Raw genomic sequence first — 19,028 nt, forward strand, 5'->3', positions numbered from 1 at the left:
CCCGAAGAGCGACATGTTTATTCACGACGCCTATGTCGATGTTGAGGATGATCACGGGAACACAGGAAAGCTGACAATCCAGTTCGAAGCTGACCCGGCTTCGCCGGTGGCACCGAAGCTTCGTCCGGAATAGACGTCGCGTGATCTGTTGAGGGAAAGCACAGTACACCCCAGGCATGTGCGACGTGCAGCCAATGGTGGGCATGAGATGACAGTGCCCTGTCAATAGCTGGACTGATTTGCGTAAGGCCTGCTCACAACCAGAACATTAATCGCGATTACAACCCTTTCGAATAAGGTCTGGCGCACATCACTGGTGGATCGTTGCAATTTTCGGGAAGAGTAAGCGCATGTCGCAAAGCTGGGTGAGGGGATGTCGGAATCAGGTCGACAACGACAAAAACGCGTGTGGGCGTGCCGTCTATTGTGGCAGATCTGCGGTGCCATAAAGGACTGTTGGGCCATGCTGCTATCTTCCTCGCCCAGATACGGTCTAGCTTCATCGGATGGATTTCGGCAGGCTGTCAGTGATTTGCGCCAGGTCTTATTCGAAAGGGCGGTGATTGTGACTATCTTGAAGGAAGTCGGGGTTATGCGGGGGGGGGGGGGCGTCACTGGTCGCGATTGCCTCGATAGTGGAAAGGCAAGCCTGCTCGGCTAGGTGTATTGCTCTTGGCATTGCCGTCTTATTATTGTTGTGGATAACGAAGGAGTTAGGAATGGATCAAACAGCAGCGTGGAATAAAGTCATGAACCTTACGGCACTCGAGGTTCGAACAGGGCAGGGTGGTGCGCCGCTCATCTATCGCAACGGCAAGCATCAGGCATACGTCGACGTGTTTGTCACAGCCGTCGACGCGAATCGCACGGTGGTGGATCTGAGCGGGAAAGATTTGAGTAACGTAGTGCAACTGGTTGAGTTCAACACGTCGGAGAGGCTGACCGGGGACTACTACAAAAGGTGGAGGGTTGACTACGAGGACTCGGGCTACGTGACAGAAATTGTACCCAATGTGGTCGTACCCACGACGGGAGTCGGTCACAACCGCATCAGGTTTTATGTGGCGTGTGAAGCAGATACGACGCAGACCATCATGCAGGTAGCGGCACGGGTGAGCTGGAACCCTGAAGGGAAGGAGGCAAACCGAAAGACATTCAGTACGGCTCATGGTGGTACAAACGGCCTTGAATCGTCCGTCACGATCACGACGACCCCAGCCATCGACTATAGCAAGTCAGAGCATTGGGAGGTCGTGTCTGATGGTGACTGGCACAGGATAATTAGTGACGTAGATATCCGTAGCATGGATCGTTCCGAAGGCGAAGCCCAAAGTTGGGTTAATGCTTACATTGGTACTAGCGAGTGGAAGAAATTCCTGATTCGTAGTGTGCCGGCGAAGAATAATGGGATGAAGCTCAGAAAAACGCATGTTACGAAAGGAACAGTTTCAAATATCAAATCGAGACTGGACTCTGCTACCAGCTTCGGGCATGACACCAATTTCCGGACTGAAGCCTTTAACTATGCGCACGCGGTATCAGGTTCTACTGGTGGAAACGAAGACGTACTGGTATGGGTTGTGAAGCCAGATCCGGATTTTCTTTTTGGTATTGATGCTGGTTCGTCGCTGCCTTACAAGAATGCGTGGCACTGGGCCGAGTTATACATTGGCCCCAAAGATGGTCGTCATCATATAACTCCAGATCATGACAAGGACGACTCCATCGCTGTCTATGCATGGCATCTGAGTTTTCCGTGGACCAATTTGACGCGATATTGGCAGGGTGGGGATAGCCCGAGGAGCGACATGTTCATTCACGACGCCATTGTCGATGTTGAAGATGATCGCGGGAATGTAGGGAAACTGACAGTCCAGTTTGATGCAGACCCCGTCTGGCCGGTGATGCCGAAGCTTCGTCCGGAATAGGTGTCCCGTCAATGCAATATCGCTTAATACCGTCGCACGAAGTTGCGCGGCGAGATAGGTTTTATTGACGTGATTGCCATACTCCAGCGCCAACTGAATTGCTCGAGGAGATGGATGAGGGGATATCGGAATCGGGTCGACAATGACGAACCACCGATTGTGGACATACCGCTATTTCCCTCGCCCAGACACAATCCGACTACGTCGGCGGATTCAGCAGGCTGTCAGTGATTTGCGCCAGGTCTTATTTGAAAGTGGCGGTGATTGCGACTATCTTTAATTAGGAAAATCATCGTGATTATTCGAGTGTGTCACTGGTCGTGATTGTCTCGATAGTGGAAAGGCGGGCCTGCTCGGTTAGGCGTATTGCTCTTGGCATTGCAGTCTTATTATTGTGGATAACGAAGGAGTTAGAAATGGCTCAAACAGCAACGTGGGATAAGGTCATGAACCTTACTGCGCTCGAGGTTCGAACGGGACAAGGTGGCGCACCGCTCATCTATCGTAACGGAAAGCATCAAGCATACGTCGACGTATTTGTCACAGCCGTCGACGCGAATCGCACGGTGGTGGATCTGAGCGGGACAGATTTGAGTAACGTAGTGCAACTGGTTGAGTTCAACACGTTGGAGGTTCTGGGCGGGCATGGCTACAAAGGATGGGCGGCTGCCTTCGAGGACTCGGGCTATGTGACAGAAAATGTACCCAATGTGGTCGTACCCACGACGGGAGTTGGTCACAACCGCATCAGGTTTTACGTGAGGTGTGATGCTGATACGACGCAGCCCACCATGCTGGTAGCGGCACAGGTGAGCTGGAATCCTGAAGGGAAAGAGGCGAACCGAAAGACATTCAGTACGGCTCACGGTGGCACAAACGGCCTTGAATCGTCCGTCACGATCACGACGACCCCGGCCATCGACTATAGCAAGTCAGAGCATTGGGAGGTCGTGTCTGATGGCGACTGGCACAATGTAATTAGAGAGCTTGATTACCGTTCGATGGTTCGCTCCTCGGGCGAGGCCCAAAGCTGGAACAACCACTATGGTGGTACGAGTGAGTGGAAGAAATTCCTGATCCGTAGTATGCCGGCAAAGAATAATGGGATGAAGTTTAGAAGAACGCATGTTACGAAAGGAGCAGTTGACAACATCAAATCGAGACTGGACTCTAATACCAGCTTTGGGCATGACACCAATTTCCGGATTGAACCTTTTAACTATGCGCACGCGGTATCAGGCTCTACTGGCAGTGACAACGAAGACGTACTGGTGTGGTTTGTGAAGCCAGTTCCGGATTTCATTGTTGGTATTGCTGCTGGTTCGTCGCTACCTTACAAAAGTGCAAATCACTGGCTTGAGTTGTACATTGGCTCCAAAGATGACCGTCATCATATAACCCCGGATCATAACAAGGACGACTCCATCGCGGTTTATGCATGGCATCTGTCTTTTCCGTGGACCGGTTTCACGCGGTATTGGCAGGGTGGTGATAGCCCGAGGAGCGACATGTTCATTCACGACGCCGTTGTCGATGTCGAGGATGATCACGGGAACGCAGGGAAACTGACAGTCCAGTTTGATGCTGACCCCGTCTGGCCGGTGATGCCGAAGCTTCGTCCGGAATAGATGTCCCGTCAATGCAATATCGCCCAATACCGCCGTACGAAGCTGAGCGGCGAGATAGGTTTTATTGACGTGATTGTCATACTCCTGCGCCAGCCGAGTTGCACGAGGATTCGGGCAAGATGACGGTGCTCTGTTAATAGCAGGGCTGATTTGCATGGCCAGCTCCCAGCCAGAGCAATTATCGCGATCACAACCCTCTCGAATAAGACCTGGCGCAAATCATTGGTGGATCGTTGCAGTTTTTGGGAAGAGTAGGCGCATGTCGCAAAGCTGGATGAGGGGATGTTGGAATCAGGTCGACAACGACGAACCAATGAGTGTGGGCATGCCGCTATTTTTCTCGCCCAGGCACGGTCGGATTTCGTCGAGCGGATTTCAGCAGGCTGTCAGTGATTTGCGCCAAGTCTTATTTGAGATGGCGATGATTGTGACTATCTTGAAGGAAGTCATGGTTATGCGGGCGCGTCATTGGTCGTGATTGTCTCGATAGTGGGAAGGCGGCCTGCTCGGTTAGGCGTATTGCTCTTGGCATTGCCGTCTTATTATTGTGGACGACGAAGGAGTTAGAAATGGATCAAACAGCAACGTGGGATAAGGTCATGAACCTTACTGCGCTCGAGGTTCGAACGGGGCAAGGTGGCGCACCTCTCATCTATCGTAACGGAAAGCATCAAGCATACGTCGACGTATTTGTCACAGCCGTCGACGCGAATCGCACGGTGGTGGATTTGAGCGGGACAGATTTGCTTCGCGTAGTACAACTGGTTGAGTTCAACACGTCGGAGAGGCTGACCGGAGCGTACTACAAAGAGTGGATGGTGGATTACGAGGACTGGGGTTATGTAACAGAAAATGTCCCCAATGTGGTTGTGCCACTGACCGGAGTCGGCCACAACCGCATCAGGTTTTACGTGAGGTGTGATGCTGATACGACGCAGCCCACCATGCAGGTGGCCGCACAGGTGAGCTGGAATCCTGAAGGGAAGGAGGCGAACCGAAAGACATTCAGTACCGCTCATGGCGGAACGAACGGGCTTGAATCGTCTGTCACGATCACGACGACCCCGGCCATCGACTATAGCGAGTCTGAGCATTGGGAGGTTGTATCCGATGGGGAGTGGAATGTCGTTGTCAGCGACGTTCTGGTTCGTTCGATCATTCGTGCTCTCGGTACACTTGCAGACTGGAATAACAAGTACGAGGGCGTTAGCCGATGGAAGAAGTTCCTGATCCGTAGTGTTCAGGCGAAAACTAATGGATTCAAGTTCACGAAAACAACTGTCTCAGGTAGGACGGTTGACAAAATCAGCTCGAGATTTGACGGCGCCGCTCTTGCGCATGATACGACATTCAGTTTTGCGGGCGCGCCACACGCAGTTTGTGGTTCGCACAGTGACAGTGAGGACGTTTTGGCTTGGTTCGTGAAGCCGGGGGTTTTCGGTATCGAACGTGGCTCATCACTACCTTACAAAGCTCCCGATCACTGGTACGAACTGGTTATTGGCGACAAGGACATGCGTCATCAGAAGTATGACATGGCCCAACACGAGGACGACTCCATTTCGGTCTGCGTATGGCACCTGTCTTTTCCAGAGAGTGGTTTGACACGGTATTGGCAGGGAGGTGATAGCCCGAAGAGCGACATGTTTATTAACGACGCCATTGTGGATGTCGAAGATAGTCGTGGCAACACGGGCAAGCTAAAGATATGGTTTGAGGCTGATCCGGTCTGGCCGGTGACGCCAAAGCTTCGTCCGGAATAGACATCCCGTGATTTGTTGAGGGAAAGCACAGTACACGGCAGGCAGGCGTGTACTGTGGCGACGTGCCTGATGGCGGGCCTGAGGGCCGCAATGGACAGAATGAACAGTAGTAATACGGAGATTAATGATGAATGAAGATTTTTCCACTCAGGCAGTGAACTTTGTCGATGCAGTATCGGGGGGCGTGGATCCGCGCACTGGCCTGTTCAATCCTAGATTGACACTGGGTCAACTGGTGGGTAATCACAATCAGGGGCCGTCGATGTTGGTGGCGCTGGGTTATTCGCCATTGCAGGCGGTCGATTTGGGCTATGGCGTCGGGTTTTCGCTTGGGCACTCGTACTATGACACACACTCAGGGGCGCTGGTGCTGTCAAGCGGTGAGCAGTATCGGGTTGCTGGCACGCCGGAGAATCCGGAGCTTCGGCAAAAACACACGGATCACTTCCGTTTCGAATACGCCACTGTAGATGGAGATGAGGTCTATCGCATTGTCTGGAAGGACGGCAGGATCGAACTGCTGGCTGGTCCGAAGACGGCGGATTACATCAAGATGCCGTCGCGCATGCTCAGTCCGCTGGGCTATGCACTGGACCTTAAGTGGAATTACGATGACCTGAAGGGGCCGCGGCTTGCCAAGGTGAGCGATGATACGGGCGCCACACTGCTGCGGGTTGACTACGGTCAGAATGTATCTTTCCGTTTTTGGCCTGATACGGCGGAGGCGTATACAGTAGTCTTGTCGTTCGAGAACGGTCAGGTTACGCAGATTGATAACGATAGCCTGAGTACAACACTGGAATACCAGACGTTGTCTAGCGGAGGCGACACCGTCTCGTGGCTCAATTCCATCCACCACCCGACCGGGCTGCTCGAGGAGGTGAAGTATCAGGACGATGCCATCCAGTTTGCCAGCAGTGCCGGACGCAGCAGCGGACTGCCTGCCGTGGTGCGATATGAACAGACGCCGGGGGCCGGTCAGGCCGCGATCGTGCGAACCTATACGTACTCCAGCAATAGCTACCTGGCCTCCGGAGCCAGCGTCGACTGGTCAGATACGCTCGATCCGCTTTATGGCCGGGTGAGCGATTACACGTACTGGAGCGAGGAACAGCTTGTTGTGGATGACAAGCCGTACATCGCCACTCGTCGAACCTACAATACCTTTCACCTGCTCGTCAGCGAACAGACTGATTGCGGCAGTCGTACGGTTTTGCGCGAAACAGACTATTTTGCTGAACAGGGTGAGACGTTGGAGAAGCAGCCGAAGACGTTCCTGTGCCCGAAACAGCAGAAGGTTACATGGACGGACTCAAGCCGACCTGTGGGGCAGAAAAGCCGAAGCGAGACCGCGACCAATACGTTTGACGATGCGGGCAACCTGCTTACACGGATGGATCCCGATGGTACCAAGACCGAATACAAGTACTATCCTGCAGCCGGCGAAAAGGACGGAAACACTGTGCTGTGTCCGCCCGAGCCGAACGGGTTCGTGCGGTTCATGAAGAGCCGTACGGTGACCCCGCCATCAGGTGCTTATACCGATGTACCGGTAGTAAAAGATGTCTGGGAATACAGGAGCCTTGCACCGTACAAGGGGCGCTCGTCTGGCCAGGGCGTACTGCAGGGGACATGCACGCACTGGTCGGATAGTCAGCGGCTTTACGTCGAATCCTTCAGCTACGTGAACAGCAGCCAGAGTCTGGAGCATGGCCGGATGTCGGAGAAGACAACTACGACATACGGGCCGGATCTCAAGGCATATAAGGCGACCCAGACCTTCGCCTTTGAGGTAGATGCAAACGGACATCTGAAGCAGACGGTAGGGGCATCGGTTGACCAGACGCCGGGGCAGGCGGATACCCCGAAATTGACGTTGACTTCGACGCGCATCCAATCGGTTTGTAGTGGGCGGCTGCAGTCGGAGACAGATGCTGTTGGTAACACCGTGGCGTACGAATACGATGCGTTTGGACGCCCGAAGAAGCAGACTCATCACCCGGACAAGAGTGCCTATACGGCGACCCAGTCGTGGGATTATGCGCTTCCGGGCAAGACGACTCCGGCGCAAACCACGGTGACGGATATTCGTGGAAACCGGGCTCGCTCTTCTTACGATGGGCTGGGACGCATCGTGAAGCAGGAAATACTGGATGCCGATGGCGCGCTGGGCTGGCGGACCATGCAGACCCATGCATGGGATGTCAAGGGGCGTAACCACGAGTCCCGGCATGCCGATACATTCCGGGAGGTTGCGGGAAGCAACAGCGGGGAACTGGCGCTCACGATGACACGGGCCTGGGATGATTGGTCCTCACTGTCGACGGAGACGGGGAAGGAGGATGGCATCGTTCGGAACCAGATGATCGACCCGGTTGGTCAGAGCTACACGGACGCAGTGAAAAAGCCGTTAGGCTGGCTGACCTCGTCGGAGAGCTGGATATCGGGAGGCAAGGCGTTGGGTGCGAAAACCCGCACGTATTACGATAGCGCCCGGCGGCCGGTGGTAACGGAAACCTTCGAGGTGACGACTGACGGTACGGGTTGGAAATCGACGCCTTACAGCACCACGGTACAGACTTGGGATGGCCTGCACCGTCTGCGTACGAGTACCGACGCCCTTGGGCGTGTCACTACATACAGCTATGACGCGATGGGGCGCACGGTCTCGACGCAGTACGCGGACGGCAGCGTGGTGAGCCGGGGATATGCGCCGTTCAGTCTGGCGGCGCTGGCGACCCGCATCAGCCTGACGCCTGCCGGAGATAAGGAAATTGAACTTGGAACGCAAACCTTTGATGGCTTGGGGCGCTTGCGGGAAAGTACTGCCGGAGGTCGCACCACTTCGCAGACCTATGAGCAGGCATGGCAGATTCGCCCCTCTACGTCGACGGGACCGGATGGTGTTAAACGGACGTTGATAACGGATGCGGCGCTTGGTGAGGCGCTGAAGAACATCACGACACAAGGGGGAGGCACTGCGATTCAGCAGGATTTCACCTACGAAAAGCCGACGGGTATGCCGACCGAGGCCACCGAGGGCACAACGAAAGTTACTTGGGCGCCCTGGTCGTCGGGGCTGCAGAAAACCGAATCGACGCAGATACACGGCAGCAGTGATGTAGAGACGCAGTGGCAGTATTCGCTTGGCGGACAGGTGCAATCCTGGAAAGGTCCGGGTGGCGTGACGCAGACACGGTTGCTATCGCCCAAAGGGCGCTTGGCGAGCGTCAGCGATCCGTCAGTCGATGTGACGTTGGATTACGACGATTTGCAACAGCTCAAGTCGTGGAAGGCAACGGATAAAACCACGGGAGCAACCCTGGATACAACACTCACGCCCGACAGTTTCGGGCGGGAGATCGGCCGGACGCTTGCCTATGTCAGCGGGGCGACGCACTTCACACAGGAGCTATCGAGGGACTGGAAAGTTAACGGGCTGCTTGCCAAGTGCGTGCTCATCGAGAACGGAGTGGTAGTGCGTACCGAGACTTTCGACTACGACAACAGAAACCGTCTGTTCGACTATACCTGTGCGGGCACGAAACTGCCTGTTGATCCTTACGGCAACGAATTCACTCACCAGCACTTCACGTTTGATGCGTTGGGCAACATCCGGACCTGCGAGACGACCCTCAAGAGCAATGTCCAGAATACGGCCACGTATCACTTCGATAATGCGAAGGATCCCTGTCAGCTCAGTCGTGTGACGCACAGTCAGACGGACACGAAATATGGATATCCGGCGGAAATCCAGCTGGAGTATGACGATGCGGGGCGAATGAAGAAGGACGAAGCAGGGCGCAAACTGGATTATGACGCGCTGGGACGTCTGCAGGCGGTCGGAGAGGCAGGCGCCTATGGCTACGATGCACATAACCGCATGGTGTATCAGAAGGTGAATGCCACGGACGAAGCGCACCGTCTTTATTACCGGGGAGAGCGACTGGTGTATGAATGGATCACGCAGGGTGGCGGGAGCCCGAAGCCAGGAGACAAGCAGGTGCGACTGGTTCATGCGGGGGGCGCCTGTGTGGCACAGGCCACATCAGCGGATGGCAAGACCGCCACGGTGCTGACGGGTACGGATGGCAAACAGAGCGTAGTGATGCTGGCCTCCGGCCAGCAGACCGAAGGTCGGACGTATACACCGTACGGCTACTGTGACAGCAGTGGCGGCCACCAATCTGACTGACGACAGTAACTGACGAAGCTTCTACGCTACTCGGGATTGGATCTCAAGCGCGGTGGGGAGCGGCCCGCCCGGTGACATTCGGCTTGTGCCGGGACGACACAGCGCAATCCGGAGCAGTCACAGAGAATCTGACAATGAACACGAGCATATTGGGCTATAACGGCCAGCGGCGGGACGCGGTGAGTGGCACGTATCACTTGGGCAATGGCTATCGGGCATATAACCCGGTGCTGATGCGCTTTAACTGTCCGGACAGCTGGAGTCCGTTCGGTGCGGGCGGCATCAATCCGTATGCGTACTGCGATGGTGATCCGGTCAACCGGGCCGATCCGTCAGGACACCTGAGCAATGGCAGCATTTTTGGGTTGGCTGGAGGGTTGATCGGCGGCATCGTACTTGGCGTATTGACCGCTGGATTGGCGCTACCCGCTGTGATTGCAATTGATGCGACGTTTGCGGTGGCGGTTCAGGGTATTGCTATGGCCATTGACCACGAACGCCTGGACAGCATGGGCGCGGGTGGCTGGGCGTTACTTGCCGGTGGCTCCCTGCTGGCATCAGTCGGCGGGGCGGTGGTAGGCAAGGTGCTCGGTGCACTCAAGGGTACAGCCAGCAGGCCGTTTGGGGGCCTGATGATGGAAGGTGAGGGGGGCGGGGCCGCTATACCTTTGCCAGGCCTATTTCGCAATCCACGGTTTCATGGGCTGTATCAGGGGCAAGGGGGGGGAGTTGAGGATATCGCATTCACCTACGAAGACCAGATATGGGAGGGGGCTCGCCTGAATATAGTAATGCGCAGTGGGAACATACGAGGCATACCTGACGCCCATCCGACACGCTTCGCTTTGGGCCGGTGGAATGGGCAGCAATATGTGCGCGCACTGTATCGTGCTGCGACGATTGTTGACAGGACCCCTGATCGCGATTATGCAGAGTACCGGTTGCTCGTATCCCGTGCTGCTCAGGGAGCACGCGGTCGCAGCTTGGCCATGGCATTTAGAAGGGCATTGGAAGTGAGGGGAATAGATAGCCCCGTTATTGCTACTGCACTCCCGGTGCATGTCCAAGGGCCTGTTGTCGACCATATGCGCCTCTGGATGAATAATTTAAACAACAATGGACTTATACCGTCTCCTGCCCTAATGCAAGGCCAGTTTGATGTGATAGCAAACGATTTTGCCGACGAAGTGAATGTGATTTACCCAGACCCTGCTATTACTGCAAATCAGTCTTGGAGCACGTTTTTGCGCACGTATAGCTGATGGGGAGTTGGCAATGCGAAATCCGGCTGGCGCCGGGGCGACATGACGCAAGCCGGAGCAGTCAAGAGGATCTGACAATGAACACGAGCATATTGGGCTATAACGGCCAGCGGCAAGACCCGGTGAGCGGCACGTATCACCTGGGTAATGGCTACCGGGCATATAACCCGGTGCTGATGCGATTCAACAGTCCGGATGCGTGGAGCCCGTTTGGGGCCGGAGGCATCAATGCGTATGCGTACTGCGCAGGCGACCCAGTCAATTATGCGGACCCATCGGGACACCTGAGCTGGCAGGCGTGGCTGGGTATCGGTATGGGCATTGCCGGACTGGCGCTGACGATTGTGACGGCGGGAGCCTCGATGGCGGCCGCTGGTGGTGTCATGGCCGCCATCGAGTCGACCTCGGCGGTCTCACTGGCGGTAGGAATAACGGGTGCGCTTGCGGATGTGAGCGCCATTGCCAGTGGGGCAAGCGAGGATGTGGATCCGCAAGCGTCAGCGATCCTGGGGTGGGTGTCGATGGGAACCGGAGCGGTAGGCCTGGTCCAAGGTGGGATAGCGCTGGCCAGGCGGGCAAATTCGCTTTACGAGACCGGCGTTAGGTTAGTCAGTAAATTGCAGCGGGTCAACGGCCGAATTGGCATCCCTATGTCGGGGGAATTTCGTCGTCCACGATTTTGGGGCCTTTACGGAAATTTCCAAATGTCACTCACTTTCGAAGATGAAGCGACTAACGGGGGGCCGCGCCTTAATATCGTAGTGGGAACTCTGCTTGATTTGGACTTCAACAGTATGCGCGCGATCAGAGGTGACGGCGATTTTCTTAGCCCTACCTCGCTCGTCAGGCGCCTCGAGGCGAGCGGAGTTGTAGGTGATACTTATAGTGAGTACCGATTGGTGATGAATTACGCGGCACAGCAATATGGAACTCAAAATTTTGCAGCATACGTTCGTCATGAGCTGATCAGAATTCTTAATGTGGATCGTCGTACTGTGGGGGTGATCGCTTCTCGGGGTGAAGTCAGGATTGACAGTCCCGTTGATATGTGGATTGGAGATCGGATGAATCAGATGAATTTGCCATTAAATGCCGATGCTTTACAGGGGATTCTTGACGGTGCTGAACAGGCGTTTGCGGGGCAGTCAAATCTTTTTACCCTACGATCAGAACCCGACTGGGTCCGCTATCCTTATGGTGTGGCGAGCAGTTTCGATGGATAGGAGTAAGATCTCGAGCAAGGTACTGAGCCACAACCTACCGATTGCTTCGGCATCATTGGCGTCGTTCTTGTCTGTGTACTGGGCTTTGCGTGGACGGCTAGTCTTTATACGAGAAACGGAACATTCAGGTCCATGGCTTTATCGGCTAAATGCATGGCTCAACGTTATCGGGGGATATGGACGCTTCCTCGAATTCGACCGACCTTAATCGAAGTCTGATGGCTTCCTCTTCGCCAATTTGGTTAGTTTGACACTTCTTGTGTCATGACATCGGTTTTTAACCTGATGGAGATGCAGAAATGATGAGACTCAATTTCATGAAATGGACAACATGCTTGATGCTTGTTCTTCTGTGGATCCCAGCGCGCGCCATCGATATCGATCAGGTTGGGGATGCGGTGGTTAAAGATCTGCGTGACCGATACCAAAACACAACAGTGGGTTGTGGTGCCAATCAGAAATTGCCGGCATTTGAGTGTAGCGGAATCATGTTTCGCGCCACAGGACACGGGGATTATGACCCATGGGATCCCAGCCCTATTTCATTGAGGACGGGCGGTATTTCTTTTTCATATTGGCGCGCAGATATTATTTCTGGGGTATTCGGTGATTTACCCAATGGATATGTATGGAATGCTCCAGAAAGAGCGGAGGCAAATGGAAAGAAACAGCCATATGTACTTTGTTATTTCCCGGTGAATGCGGCAAGCGTTAATCGAGGTGGGGAAAGTGGATGCGGAGAGCTCCTTGACTACATCGATAACAGGCCAGTTTATTATTTTTCCGGCAGTAGCCCTTGTCAGCTTCAAGGTATCTACACAGCGGAGGATTGGTATGAAAAATATTTTCAACCGTCTGTAAGTTTGTTGAGATTATGTGGATTTAATGTAAGAGATTATCGAGATGGTGCTGTGGGAAATGCACAAAAGGCTTTCCATCAGGGCATTCTCGCCTCCACATTAATGTGGAAAAATTGGGCCGATATCGGACCATTATTCAAGAACAATATAAATAATGAAATTATTGTTAGAACTTGGGGTAACGGTGCTCGAGATCAATTGCCCATTCAAGCCTTTTTTTACACTGCAGAAGCGGGGAAGCGGTATGCAATGAACGATCAAGGGCTGTTCTACAAGGAAACCGGTCAGCTCTTGCCCGTAATTAAAGTAAGTTCGCCAGGCCCAGAACCTGGGAAGATGACCTTCACATATCAGCATGACGACCAGTCAGTACAGCCTTAGTCGTTGTTTCAGTTTTTCGTAAAAATGGATCTGGCGACCGCTGTGTAACATAATTTAACCACCCAGTGTACTGGAGGCACTATGAGTTTCGTAAAATCAACGTGGCGATTGTTGCCAGCGATCCTTCTATCCGTTGGAATAATTGCGGGGACACCCGCTCAAGATATACCGCGACCCGATCAATACCCGAAAGAGTGCCAACCGGGAAGTAAGAGCATGCCAGGTTGGTTACATACTCTGGTGGAGAAAGGGCAGGTCAACGAATTAGATTATTTAAATCAGCCTTGGTATGAGACATGGCTAAGCACAACGCTAAGTGTATGTCCCGACCTGGCGCATGTATATTCTGGCGACGGCCCTCTGGTTGGCAAGGTTCTCTGGCGAGGGGATCGACTTCCACTATTTCGCGGTGGTGTAGGTCGAGATCCGAATGAGGTTTTTACTTATGGATTTTACCCTTGGAAGTATGATGGTATCGTGAAGTTGTACAGTGGCTCGCGTAACCTTGAGTCGCCCATCGTAAACACGGGTTATCAAGCCTCATACGATTTTGATATTGGCTTTGGCGTCTTGTCGGGTAACGAGGCCTATTTGATTGATGCGCCGGGTGGTATTAACCAGAGCGAATCGAGTGGGTATGCCTCCCAAGGGGAGCTGCCGAAGCATGCCATGGCAGAAGCGAATATCGGCGTTTATCGCAATGTAGTCGTCTTCCCCGGAGGGATTAAGCGTGAATACATCAAGGGTGCATTCAAGGTCAATACCAAGAACCATAAATTGGAGTATTTGCCTAATCCCAACTATTCTTCCTCCCAACCTGGAGCTGATGAATTTGACATTGTTTTGGCTGATGCCCTTGCTATCGATGGAGGTAATGCACGTCTCTTAGCTTCCCCGGAGGGGGCTCGGGTTGGCAACATTGCATATCGCTACAAGAAGGGAACACAGGTAACGATCACTCTCAAGGATGGCGGCATCTTTAGCTCGGACAACTGTTGGCATGTCAATACGACTCCGCGAAGCCAGGCAACAGCAGAGCCGTTGTCGTTGACTGCCGAAGATGAAGTACTTCCGGTATTCGTGGTCTGGAGGGGGTCATGCAGGGCAATGAGCTTATCCACGAATCGGTAGTGGCCCTAATGCGCACACCGATCTGACGTAGCCTCACGCGCCGAACAGGATTGGTGATCATGGACGCCGCCCACATCTGCGCGCGAAACCGTGTATCCGCAGCTATTTCCGAGCGATACCTGTCGACTGGCTTTCCCCCCTCAATGAGGGGGGGGCTTGGCCTCGAATCGGTGGCTCTCTCTTGGCCCAAGTCGCCTCGCCAGGTCCGTCCCCCTATGCCCATTTATTTCACCGCGAAAGGTTGCTACGGGAGCGCTTCAACTTAGGTGTGCCTCTGTGTCTGGCCAAACCCTTCGCCGCCTCACAGCAGACTGATATGCAACTTCTCGGCGCTCGGTGGCGACGAGATCGTTATCATCTTTCGCGACGGTGCTCCGAACAATTCCTATATCGAGGCCTTTCATCATTACAGTCAGGTCTACGCCCGATCACCGCTTAGGACTGCGGGATGTCGCGCAACCTCATCTGCACGCAGCGCAACAACATGTTGTGGATGGGACTTTGGCAAAGTCAGGAGCACGTTCATTTGCCCACCGAGTAGGGGGAGTAATGGAACGAGAACTGGGATATACCCGAATTTCGCTATAAAGAATAATTGATGGTATGCGGCATAAACTCATCGATCCAAGGTGTCGCGCGCACTGGGTTGCCTAGCGATTGCTGGAGGGGTATTAATCTTTTCTCGATGAAGTGCAGGCAATGCGGGCGTGGTGGTCGCCAGAGGATTCATCATCAAGCGAGCCTTTAAGGCTGCATCATTGACCGAAAGAATGCCGGCAGGCAGAGCTGGCCGGGGGCGTATGAATTTAGCGAGTGTCCCCCGCCGAAGCGGGCGAGGCGGATGTGTGCCACGTATGATCTTACGTAGACGCTCCAAGCCCGCATGTCGGATGAGTTCCGCATCGAACAATTGTATATTACGCCCACACGAGAACTCCCTCTCAAATTGTCGTGACTACCGGACAAAATCCAAGTTTCCTTTTAATGGGCTGAAACTAGAGTAGTGAATTCTCGGAGATTTCAGGGATCCATAAAATGGAATGTTTTTGCATCAATGAGACATGTGAATTTCCATTCGCATTGACATCTGTCTTTTCTTTTATATGGCATCGCATCCACTTATCTATTGGATGCATCCATGGCACGCTGCTTCCTGAATCCCATCTCTAGATTGAGTTGGCTTTTTGGGCCAAGTCTTATTTTGCGGACGTAAGCTCATTGCTACACTGGTATCAGACTCCAGCGTTCCCTACCCTCCCTGATGAGCTGGAGTTTTTGGGTTGGTGACTTCTTCGATACATCATCGTTTGTAGTCACCAGCCGTTTTTTTTGCTGATTGCGTTATGCCCCAGAAAGCAGGCGCGATAATCATCGGGCACAATTATCGGATTTTTGTCGGCGTTGTGCCAGGTTTCAGCAAAGGCTTCTACCTTGGGATTCATTTATCTTCTTCTGTGAAGCGAAGGCTGTAGGTTCTTGAACGGCAGCGATGTTTCCCGTGTGGGTATTTTCTTTTAGGTTCAGATGAAAAAACTTCTCGCGGCGCTCGCCGCCACCGTACTTTCCCTATTCGCACTTTTCGCCTCTGCGCAAACTCTGTCGCCTCCGACTATCGCCGCCAAGAGTTGGCTGCTGATGGATGCCTCGGCCAACCAGGTGATCGCCTCCTCCGATCCCGACCTGCGCATCGAGCCAGCCTCGCTGACCAAGCTGATGACCGCCTACCTGGCTTTCGCTGCGCTGCGCGACAAGCGCTTGAGTCTGGAGCAGGAAGTCAATATTTCGGTGAGTGCTTGGAAGGTTGATCCGAGCAGTTCTAGGATGTTCGTTGAGCCAAACAAGTCTGTCTCGATCGACAATCTGCTCTATGGACTGATATCAGTCTCCGGCAATGATGCTGCTGTAGCCGTGGCCGAATCCGTGTCCGGAACTGAAGATGCTTTCGTGCAATTGATGAACCGAGAAGCTCAGCGTCAGGGCCTGACCAATACCCATTTCAGCAATCCGCACGGTTTGCCCAGTCCGGGCACCTATACCTCCGCGCATGACTTGGCCATTTTGTGCCGCAACCTGATCAACGATTTTAATGAATATTACAAACGCTATTATTCGGTGAAGGAATTCACTTACAACAACATCACCCAGCCGAACCGCAACCGCCTGCTGTGGTTAGACCCGACGGTGGACGGCATGAAGACCGGCTATACCTCTAGCGCCGGCTATTCGCTGATCACCTCGGCTCATCGTCCGGTGTCCAACGGTGAGCGTCGTTTGATCTCGGTGGTGATCGGCACCGTGTCCGACCAAGCGCGTACGCAGGAAAGTCAGAAGCTCTTGGCTTGGGGCTTCCAGAACTTCGATGTGGTGAAGTTGTACGCAGAGGGCCAGCCGGTCGATACGCCTGATGTGTGGAAGGGGGCTCAAGGCAAGATCAAGGTTGGTTTCAAAAACGATGTCTACATTACCATTCCTCGAGCCACTGCCGACAAGGTCAAGACTAAATTGAACCGCAATGGTCCGTTGATAGCCCCGATTTCCGAAAATGCCAAGATCGGCACCCTGCAAGTCATGCTCGGTGACAAGACCGTGACAGCGCTACCGGTGGTAGCGCTGGAATCGGTCGGCCCGGGCGGTTTCTTGGGCCGAGTGTGGGACTCGCTGCGCCTGATGTTCAAGTCATCGTTCTCCTACCCAAACTAAAAACCACCATCGGATTCCCATGGCGGTTTTTATTTTTGCTGTACTCGCCCTCGCGAACGCGGGTGTAGAGTGAGGTCCACGGTGTATCAAGGGGAGTGTGGGTGATGTGCTGGGTACTGTTTTCACAGAGACAGCGGCCTCAAAAAATTAAGATAATCCTTACCCGAACCAGCCGGGCTAAATAAGGCGGTCGATGAAACGATGCCCTGAGTGTCAAACGAACAGGGTGTGTTAGCTAGCCGACGGGCACTAGACGCGCGAAGTTCTGCCGGATCGGACTGAAATCAGAATGACCACGTGGAAATTGCATGAAACACACTTTCGATAAGTCTTCTTATCGCAGGTCACAATGAAACCATGCGGGGCTTTCGCTCACTTGCTGGGACGCGTTGCTCATCTGAGCTGCCATCAATAGCGTCCAAGCAGCCTAGTGCACTGTCTTTGATGGCCTTGCGGACTTCGCTTCGCACTTGGGCTAAATCCCAATTGAATATCTAATTCAACGAGTAATATGCAGAAAAATTATTTGCCATAGCAAAATAAGTGCTTATCTTGTTTCACAAAGCACGATGTCAATTCACATGATTATGAAGTCCGAATGGAGACGCACAAAAATTTGACGGGCATCGATCAAGTATTTTTTGGTAGTGTGGTTTCACGCGTATTTTGTTGATAAAGAATGACTTGGGAAAGGAGCATTCCATCCTCCTATGATTTAACTTTCTGTCAAAGGATAGAACCGATGAAGTCTAGAACACCAGGCATCTTGTTTTTGACGATACTCCTATCGGCGGGTTTTCATATCGCAGCATTCGCCGACGACGTAGTACTTCACCCAAGTCAGTATCCAGCGGAGTGTCAGCCGAGTAGCAAGACCTTACCGCCTTGGCTTCGTGCGCGCGTAAAGAAAGGACAACTTGCAGCGGTAGATTATCTCAATCAGCCTTGGTATAAAGCATGGGAAATGGTCACGCTGAGCCGGTGTACTGATCTGACTGCGGTTGCAACGGGGACGTTCGACGCTGATTTGGTTGCACGTGTTATATGGCGCGGTGATCGTCGGCCCCTGTTTCGCGGCGGGGCCGGGCGCCCACCGGAGAGTATCTTCACCGAGGGCTTCTACCCTTGGAAATACGACGGCGAGCTGGTAATGCCCACCGGTGGGGAGAATAAGCGCAGCGCGCTGGTTAACACGGGCTATCTGGCAAGTTATGATTTTGCTTCAGCCTTTGGGGTTTTGCATGGTTTGGAAGCTTATCTTATCGATGCTCCGGGAGGAATTAATCAGGATACATCAAGAAAATTTATTGCTGGCAATGATGATTATTTGCCAAAACAGGAGATAGCTACGATGCCTGAGACAAATACTCTTGGCTATATGGCGTATAACGTAGTGGTTTTCCCGGGTGGAATCCGACGCGAGTATATCAAAGGGGTATTTCGCCAAAATGCTGCAAAGCAAGTCGAGTATCTGTCCAATCCTAATTATCTGGACACGCAACCCAAGGATGATGAATTTGATGTCGTGCTGTCGAGTGTAATGGATGCAGACGGCCGTCGGGCTACGATCAGCGTCACCCCGCAAGGGATTGCAGTTGGCAGCATTGCCTATCGCTACAAGAAGGGCTCGCCAGTGACCATTGCTCTCACCGCCCCTGATTCATCGAACAGTGATATGCACTGCTGGTACGTTAACGCGGCTCGACGGAGTGAGGCGACCGCCGATGCACTGACATTGACCTCCGCTGACGAGCAGCTTCCTGTGGCCGTTATCTGGCGTGGCTCTTGTAAGTGATTGGAGCCGCCGAGGCGGGGAGGGGCACTCCTGTTTTTTACTGTGCCTGGGTACTTGCCTTCGGGGAGCAATCTCTCCTATTTGGGCCGAGTCTTATTCAAAATGGAGGTGACTACGATGAGCATTGTCACTGACTGTGTACAGAGCTTACGCAGTTTTATG

Annotated in this window: 11 protein-coding genes; 10 read left to right on the top strand and 1 reads right to left on the bottom strand. The window is 53.4% G+C overall.

Features of this window, described 5'->3' with window-relative positions; translation table 11 throughout:
• Positions 1–719 precede the first annotated feature (719 nt).
• The 8 genes from PMI16_RS10540 to PMI16_RS25270 all read left to right on the top strand — a co-directional run bounded on the left by PMI16_RS10540 (position 720) and on the right by PMI16_RS25270 (position 14,371).
• Entirely contained in the window at positions 720–1,928 is a 1,209-nt protein-coding gene (locus tag PMI16_RS10540) for a hypothetical protein (protein WP_007879268.1), read from the top strand.
• 416 nt (positions 1,929–2,344) lie between these two features.
• Positions 2,345–3,556, top strand: coding sequence for a hypothetical protein (locus PMI16_RS10545; RefSeq protein ID WP_007879269.1), 1,212 nt, complete (start codon positions 2,345–2,347; stop codon positions 3,554–3,556).
• 569 nt (positions 3,557–4,125) lie between these two features.
• Complete coding sequence (locus PMI16_RS10555; RefSeq protein WP_007879270.1) at positions 4,126–5,319, top strand: hypothetical protein; 1,194 nt, start codon at positions 4,126–4,128, stop codon at positions 5,317–5,319.
• 124 nt (positions 5,320–5,443) lie between these two features.
• Positions 5,444–9,514 carry an RHS repeat protein gene (locus PMI16_RS10560; protein ID WP_034379963.1) on the top strand — a complete coding sequence of 1,357 codons (4,071 nt, stop codon included), beginning with the start codon at positions 5,444–5,446 and terminating at the stop codon, positions 9,512–9,514.
• A 134-nt stretch (positions 9,515–9,648) separates the two neighbouring features.
• The gene (locus PMI16_RS10565) at positions 9,649–10,776 is read left to right on the top strand and encodes an RHS repeat-associated core domain-containing protein (protein ID WP_007879272.1); all 1,128 of its coding nucleotides are present in this window, start codon (positions 9,649–9,651) and stop codon (positions 10,774–10,776) included.
• Between the two features lie 77 nt (positions 10,777–10,853).
• Complete coding sequence (locus PMI16_RS25000; protein WP_007879273.1) at positions 10,854–11,999, top strand: RHS repeat-associated core domain-containing protein; 1,146 nt, start codon at positions 10,854–10,856, stop codon at positions 11,997–11,999.
• A 299-nt stretch (positions 12,000–12,298) separates the two neighbouring features.
• The gene (locus PMI16_RS25865) at positions 12,299–13,240 is read left to right on the top strand and encodes a hypothetical protein (RefSeq protein WP_007879274.1); all 942 of its coding nucleotides are present in this window, start codon (positions 12,299–12,301) and stop codon (positions 13,238–13,240) included.
• 81 nt (positions 13,241–13,321) lie between these two features.
• A complete protein-coding gene (locus PMI16_RS25270; RefSeq protein ID WP_007879275.1) occupies positions 13,322–14,371 on the top strand; it encodes a scabin-related ADP-ribosyltransferase in 1,050 nt (349 codons plus the stop codon).
• A gap of 1,313 nt (positions 14,372–15,684) precedes the next feature.
• Here PMI16_RS25270 and PMI16_RS26675 read toward each other — a convergent pair.
• Positions 15,685–15,813, bottom strand: a complete 129-nt coding sequence (locus PMI16_RS26675) for a hypothetical protein (RefSeq protein WP_007879277.1) — start codon at positions 15,811–15,813, stop codon at positions 15,685–15,687.
• A gap of 82 nt (positions 15,814–15,895) precedes the next feature.
• Between PMI16_RS26675 and PMI16_RS10580 the strand changes: the two genes are divergently transcribed.
• Together PMI16_RS10580 and PMI16_RS10585 are read left to right on the top strand one after the other, a co-directional pair.
• Positions 15,896–17,071, top strand: coding sequence for a D-alanyl-D-alanine carboxypeptidase family protein (locus tag PMI16_RS10580; RefSeq protein WP_007879279.1), 1,176 nt, complete (start codon positions 15,896–15,898; stop codon positions 17,069–17,071).
• A gap of 742 nt (positions 17,072–17,813) precedes the next feature.
• The gene (locus PMI16_RS10585) at positions 17,814–18,866 is read left to right on the top strand and encodes a scabin-related ADP-ribosyltransferase (RefSeq protein ID WP_007879281.1); all 1,053 of its coding nucleotides are present in this window, start codon (positions 17,814–17,816) and stop codon (positions 18,864–18,866) included.
• Positions 18,867–19,028: the final 162 nt, after the last annotated feature.

Source organism: Herbaspirillum sp. CF444, from assembly GCF_000282135.1.
GTDB lineage: Bacteria > Pseudomonadota > Gammaproteobacteria > Burkholderiales > Burkholderiaceae_D > Herbaspirillum.

Excerpts from the sequence above, each read along its gene's own strand:
- PMI16_RS10540 (WP_007879268.1), top strand. The coding sequence starts at position 720 with ATGGATCAAACAGCAGCGTGGAATAAAGTCATGAACCTTACGGCACTC.
- PMI16_RS10545 (WP_007879269.1), top strand. The coding sequence starts at position 2,345 with ATGGCTCAAACAGCAACGTGGGATAAGGTCATGAACCTTACTGCGCTC.
- PMI16_RS10555 (WP_007879270.1), top strand. The coding sequence starts at position 4,126 with ATGGATCAAACAGCAACGTGGGATAAGGTCATGAACCTTACTGCGCTC.
- PMI16_RS10560 (WP_034379963.1), top strand. The coding sequence starts at position 5,444 with ATGATGAATGAAGATTTTTCCACTCAGGCAGTGAACTTTGTCGATGCA.
- PMI16_RS10565 (WP_007879272.1), top strand. The coding sequence starts at position 9,649 with ATGAACACGAGCATATTGGGCTATAACGGCCAGCGGCGGGACGCGGTG.
- PMI16_RS25000 (WP_007879273.1), top strand. The coding sequence starts at position 10,854 with ATGAACACGAGCATATTGGGCTATAACGGCCAGCGGCAAGACCCGGTG.
- PMI16_RS25865 (WP_007879274.1), top strand. The coding sequence starts at position 12,299 with ATGATGAGACTCAATTTCATGAAATGGACAACATGCTTGATGCTTGTT.
- PMI16_RS25270 (WP_007879275.1), top strand. The coding sequence starts at position 13,322 with ATGAGTTTCGTAAAATCAACGTGGCGATTGTTGCCAGCGATCCTTCTA.
- PMI16_RS26675 (WP_007879277.1), bottom strand. The coding sequence starts at position 15,813 with ATGAATCCCAAGGTAGAAGCCTTTGCTGAAACCTGGCACAACGCCGAC.
- PMI16_RS10580 (WP_007879279.1), top strand. The coding sequence starts at position 15,896 with ATGAAAAAACTTCTCGCGGCGCTCGCCGCCACCGTACTTTCCCTATTC.
- PMI16_RS10585 (WP_007879281.1), top strand. The coding sequence starts at position 17,814 with ATGAAGTCTAGAACACCAGGCATCTTGTTTTTGACGATACTCCTATCG.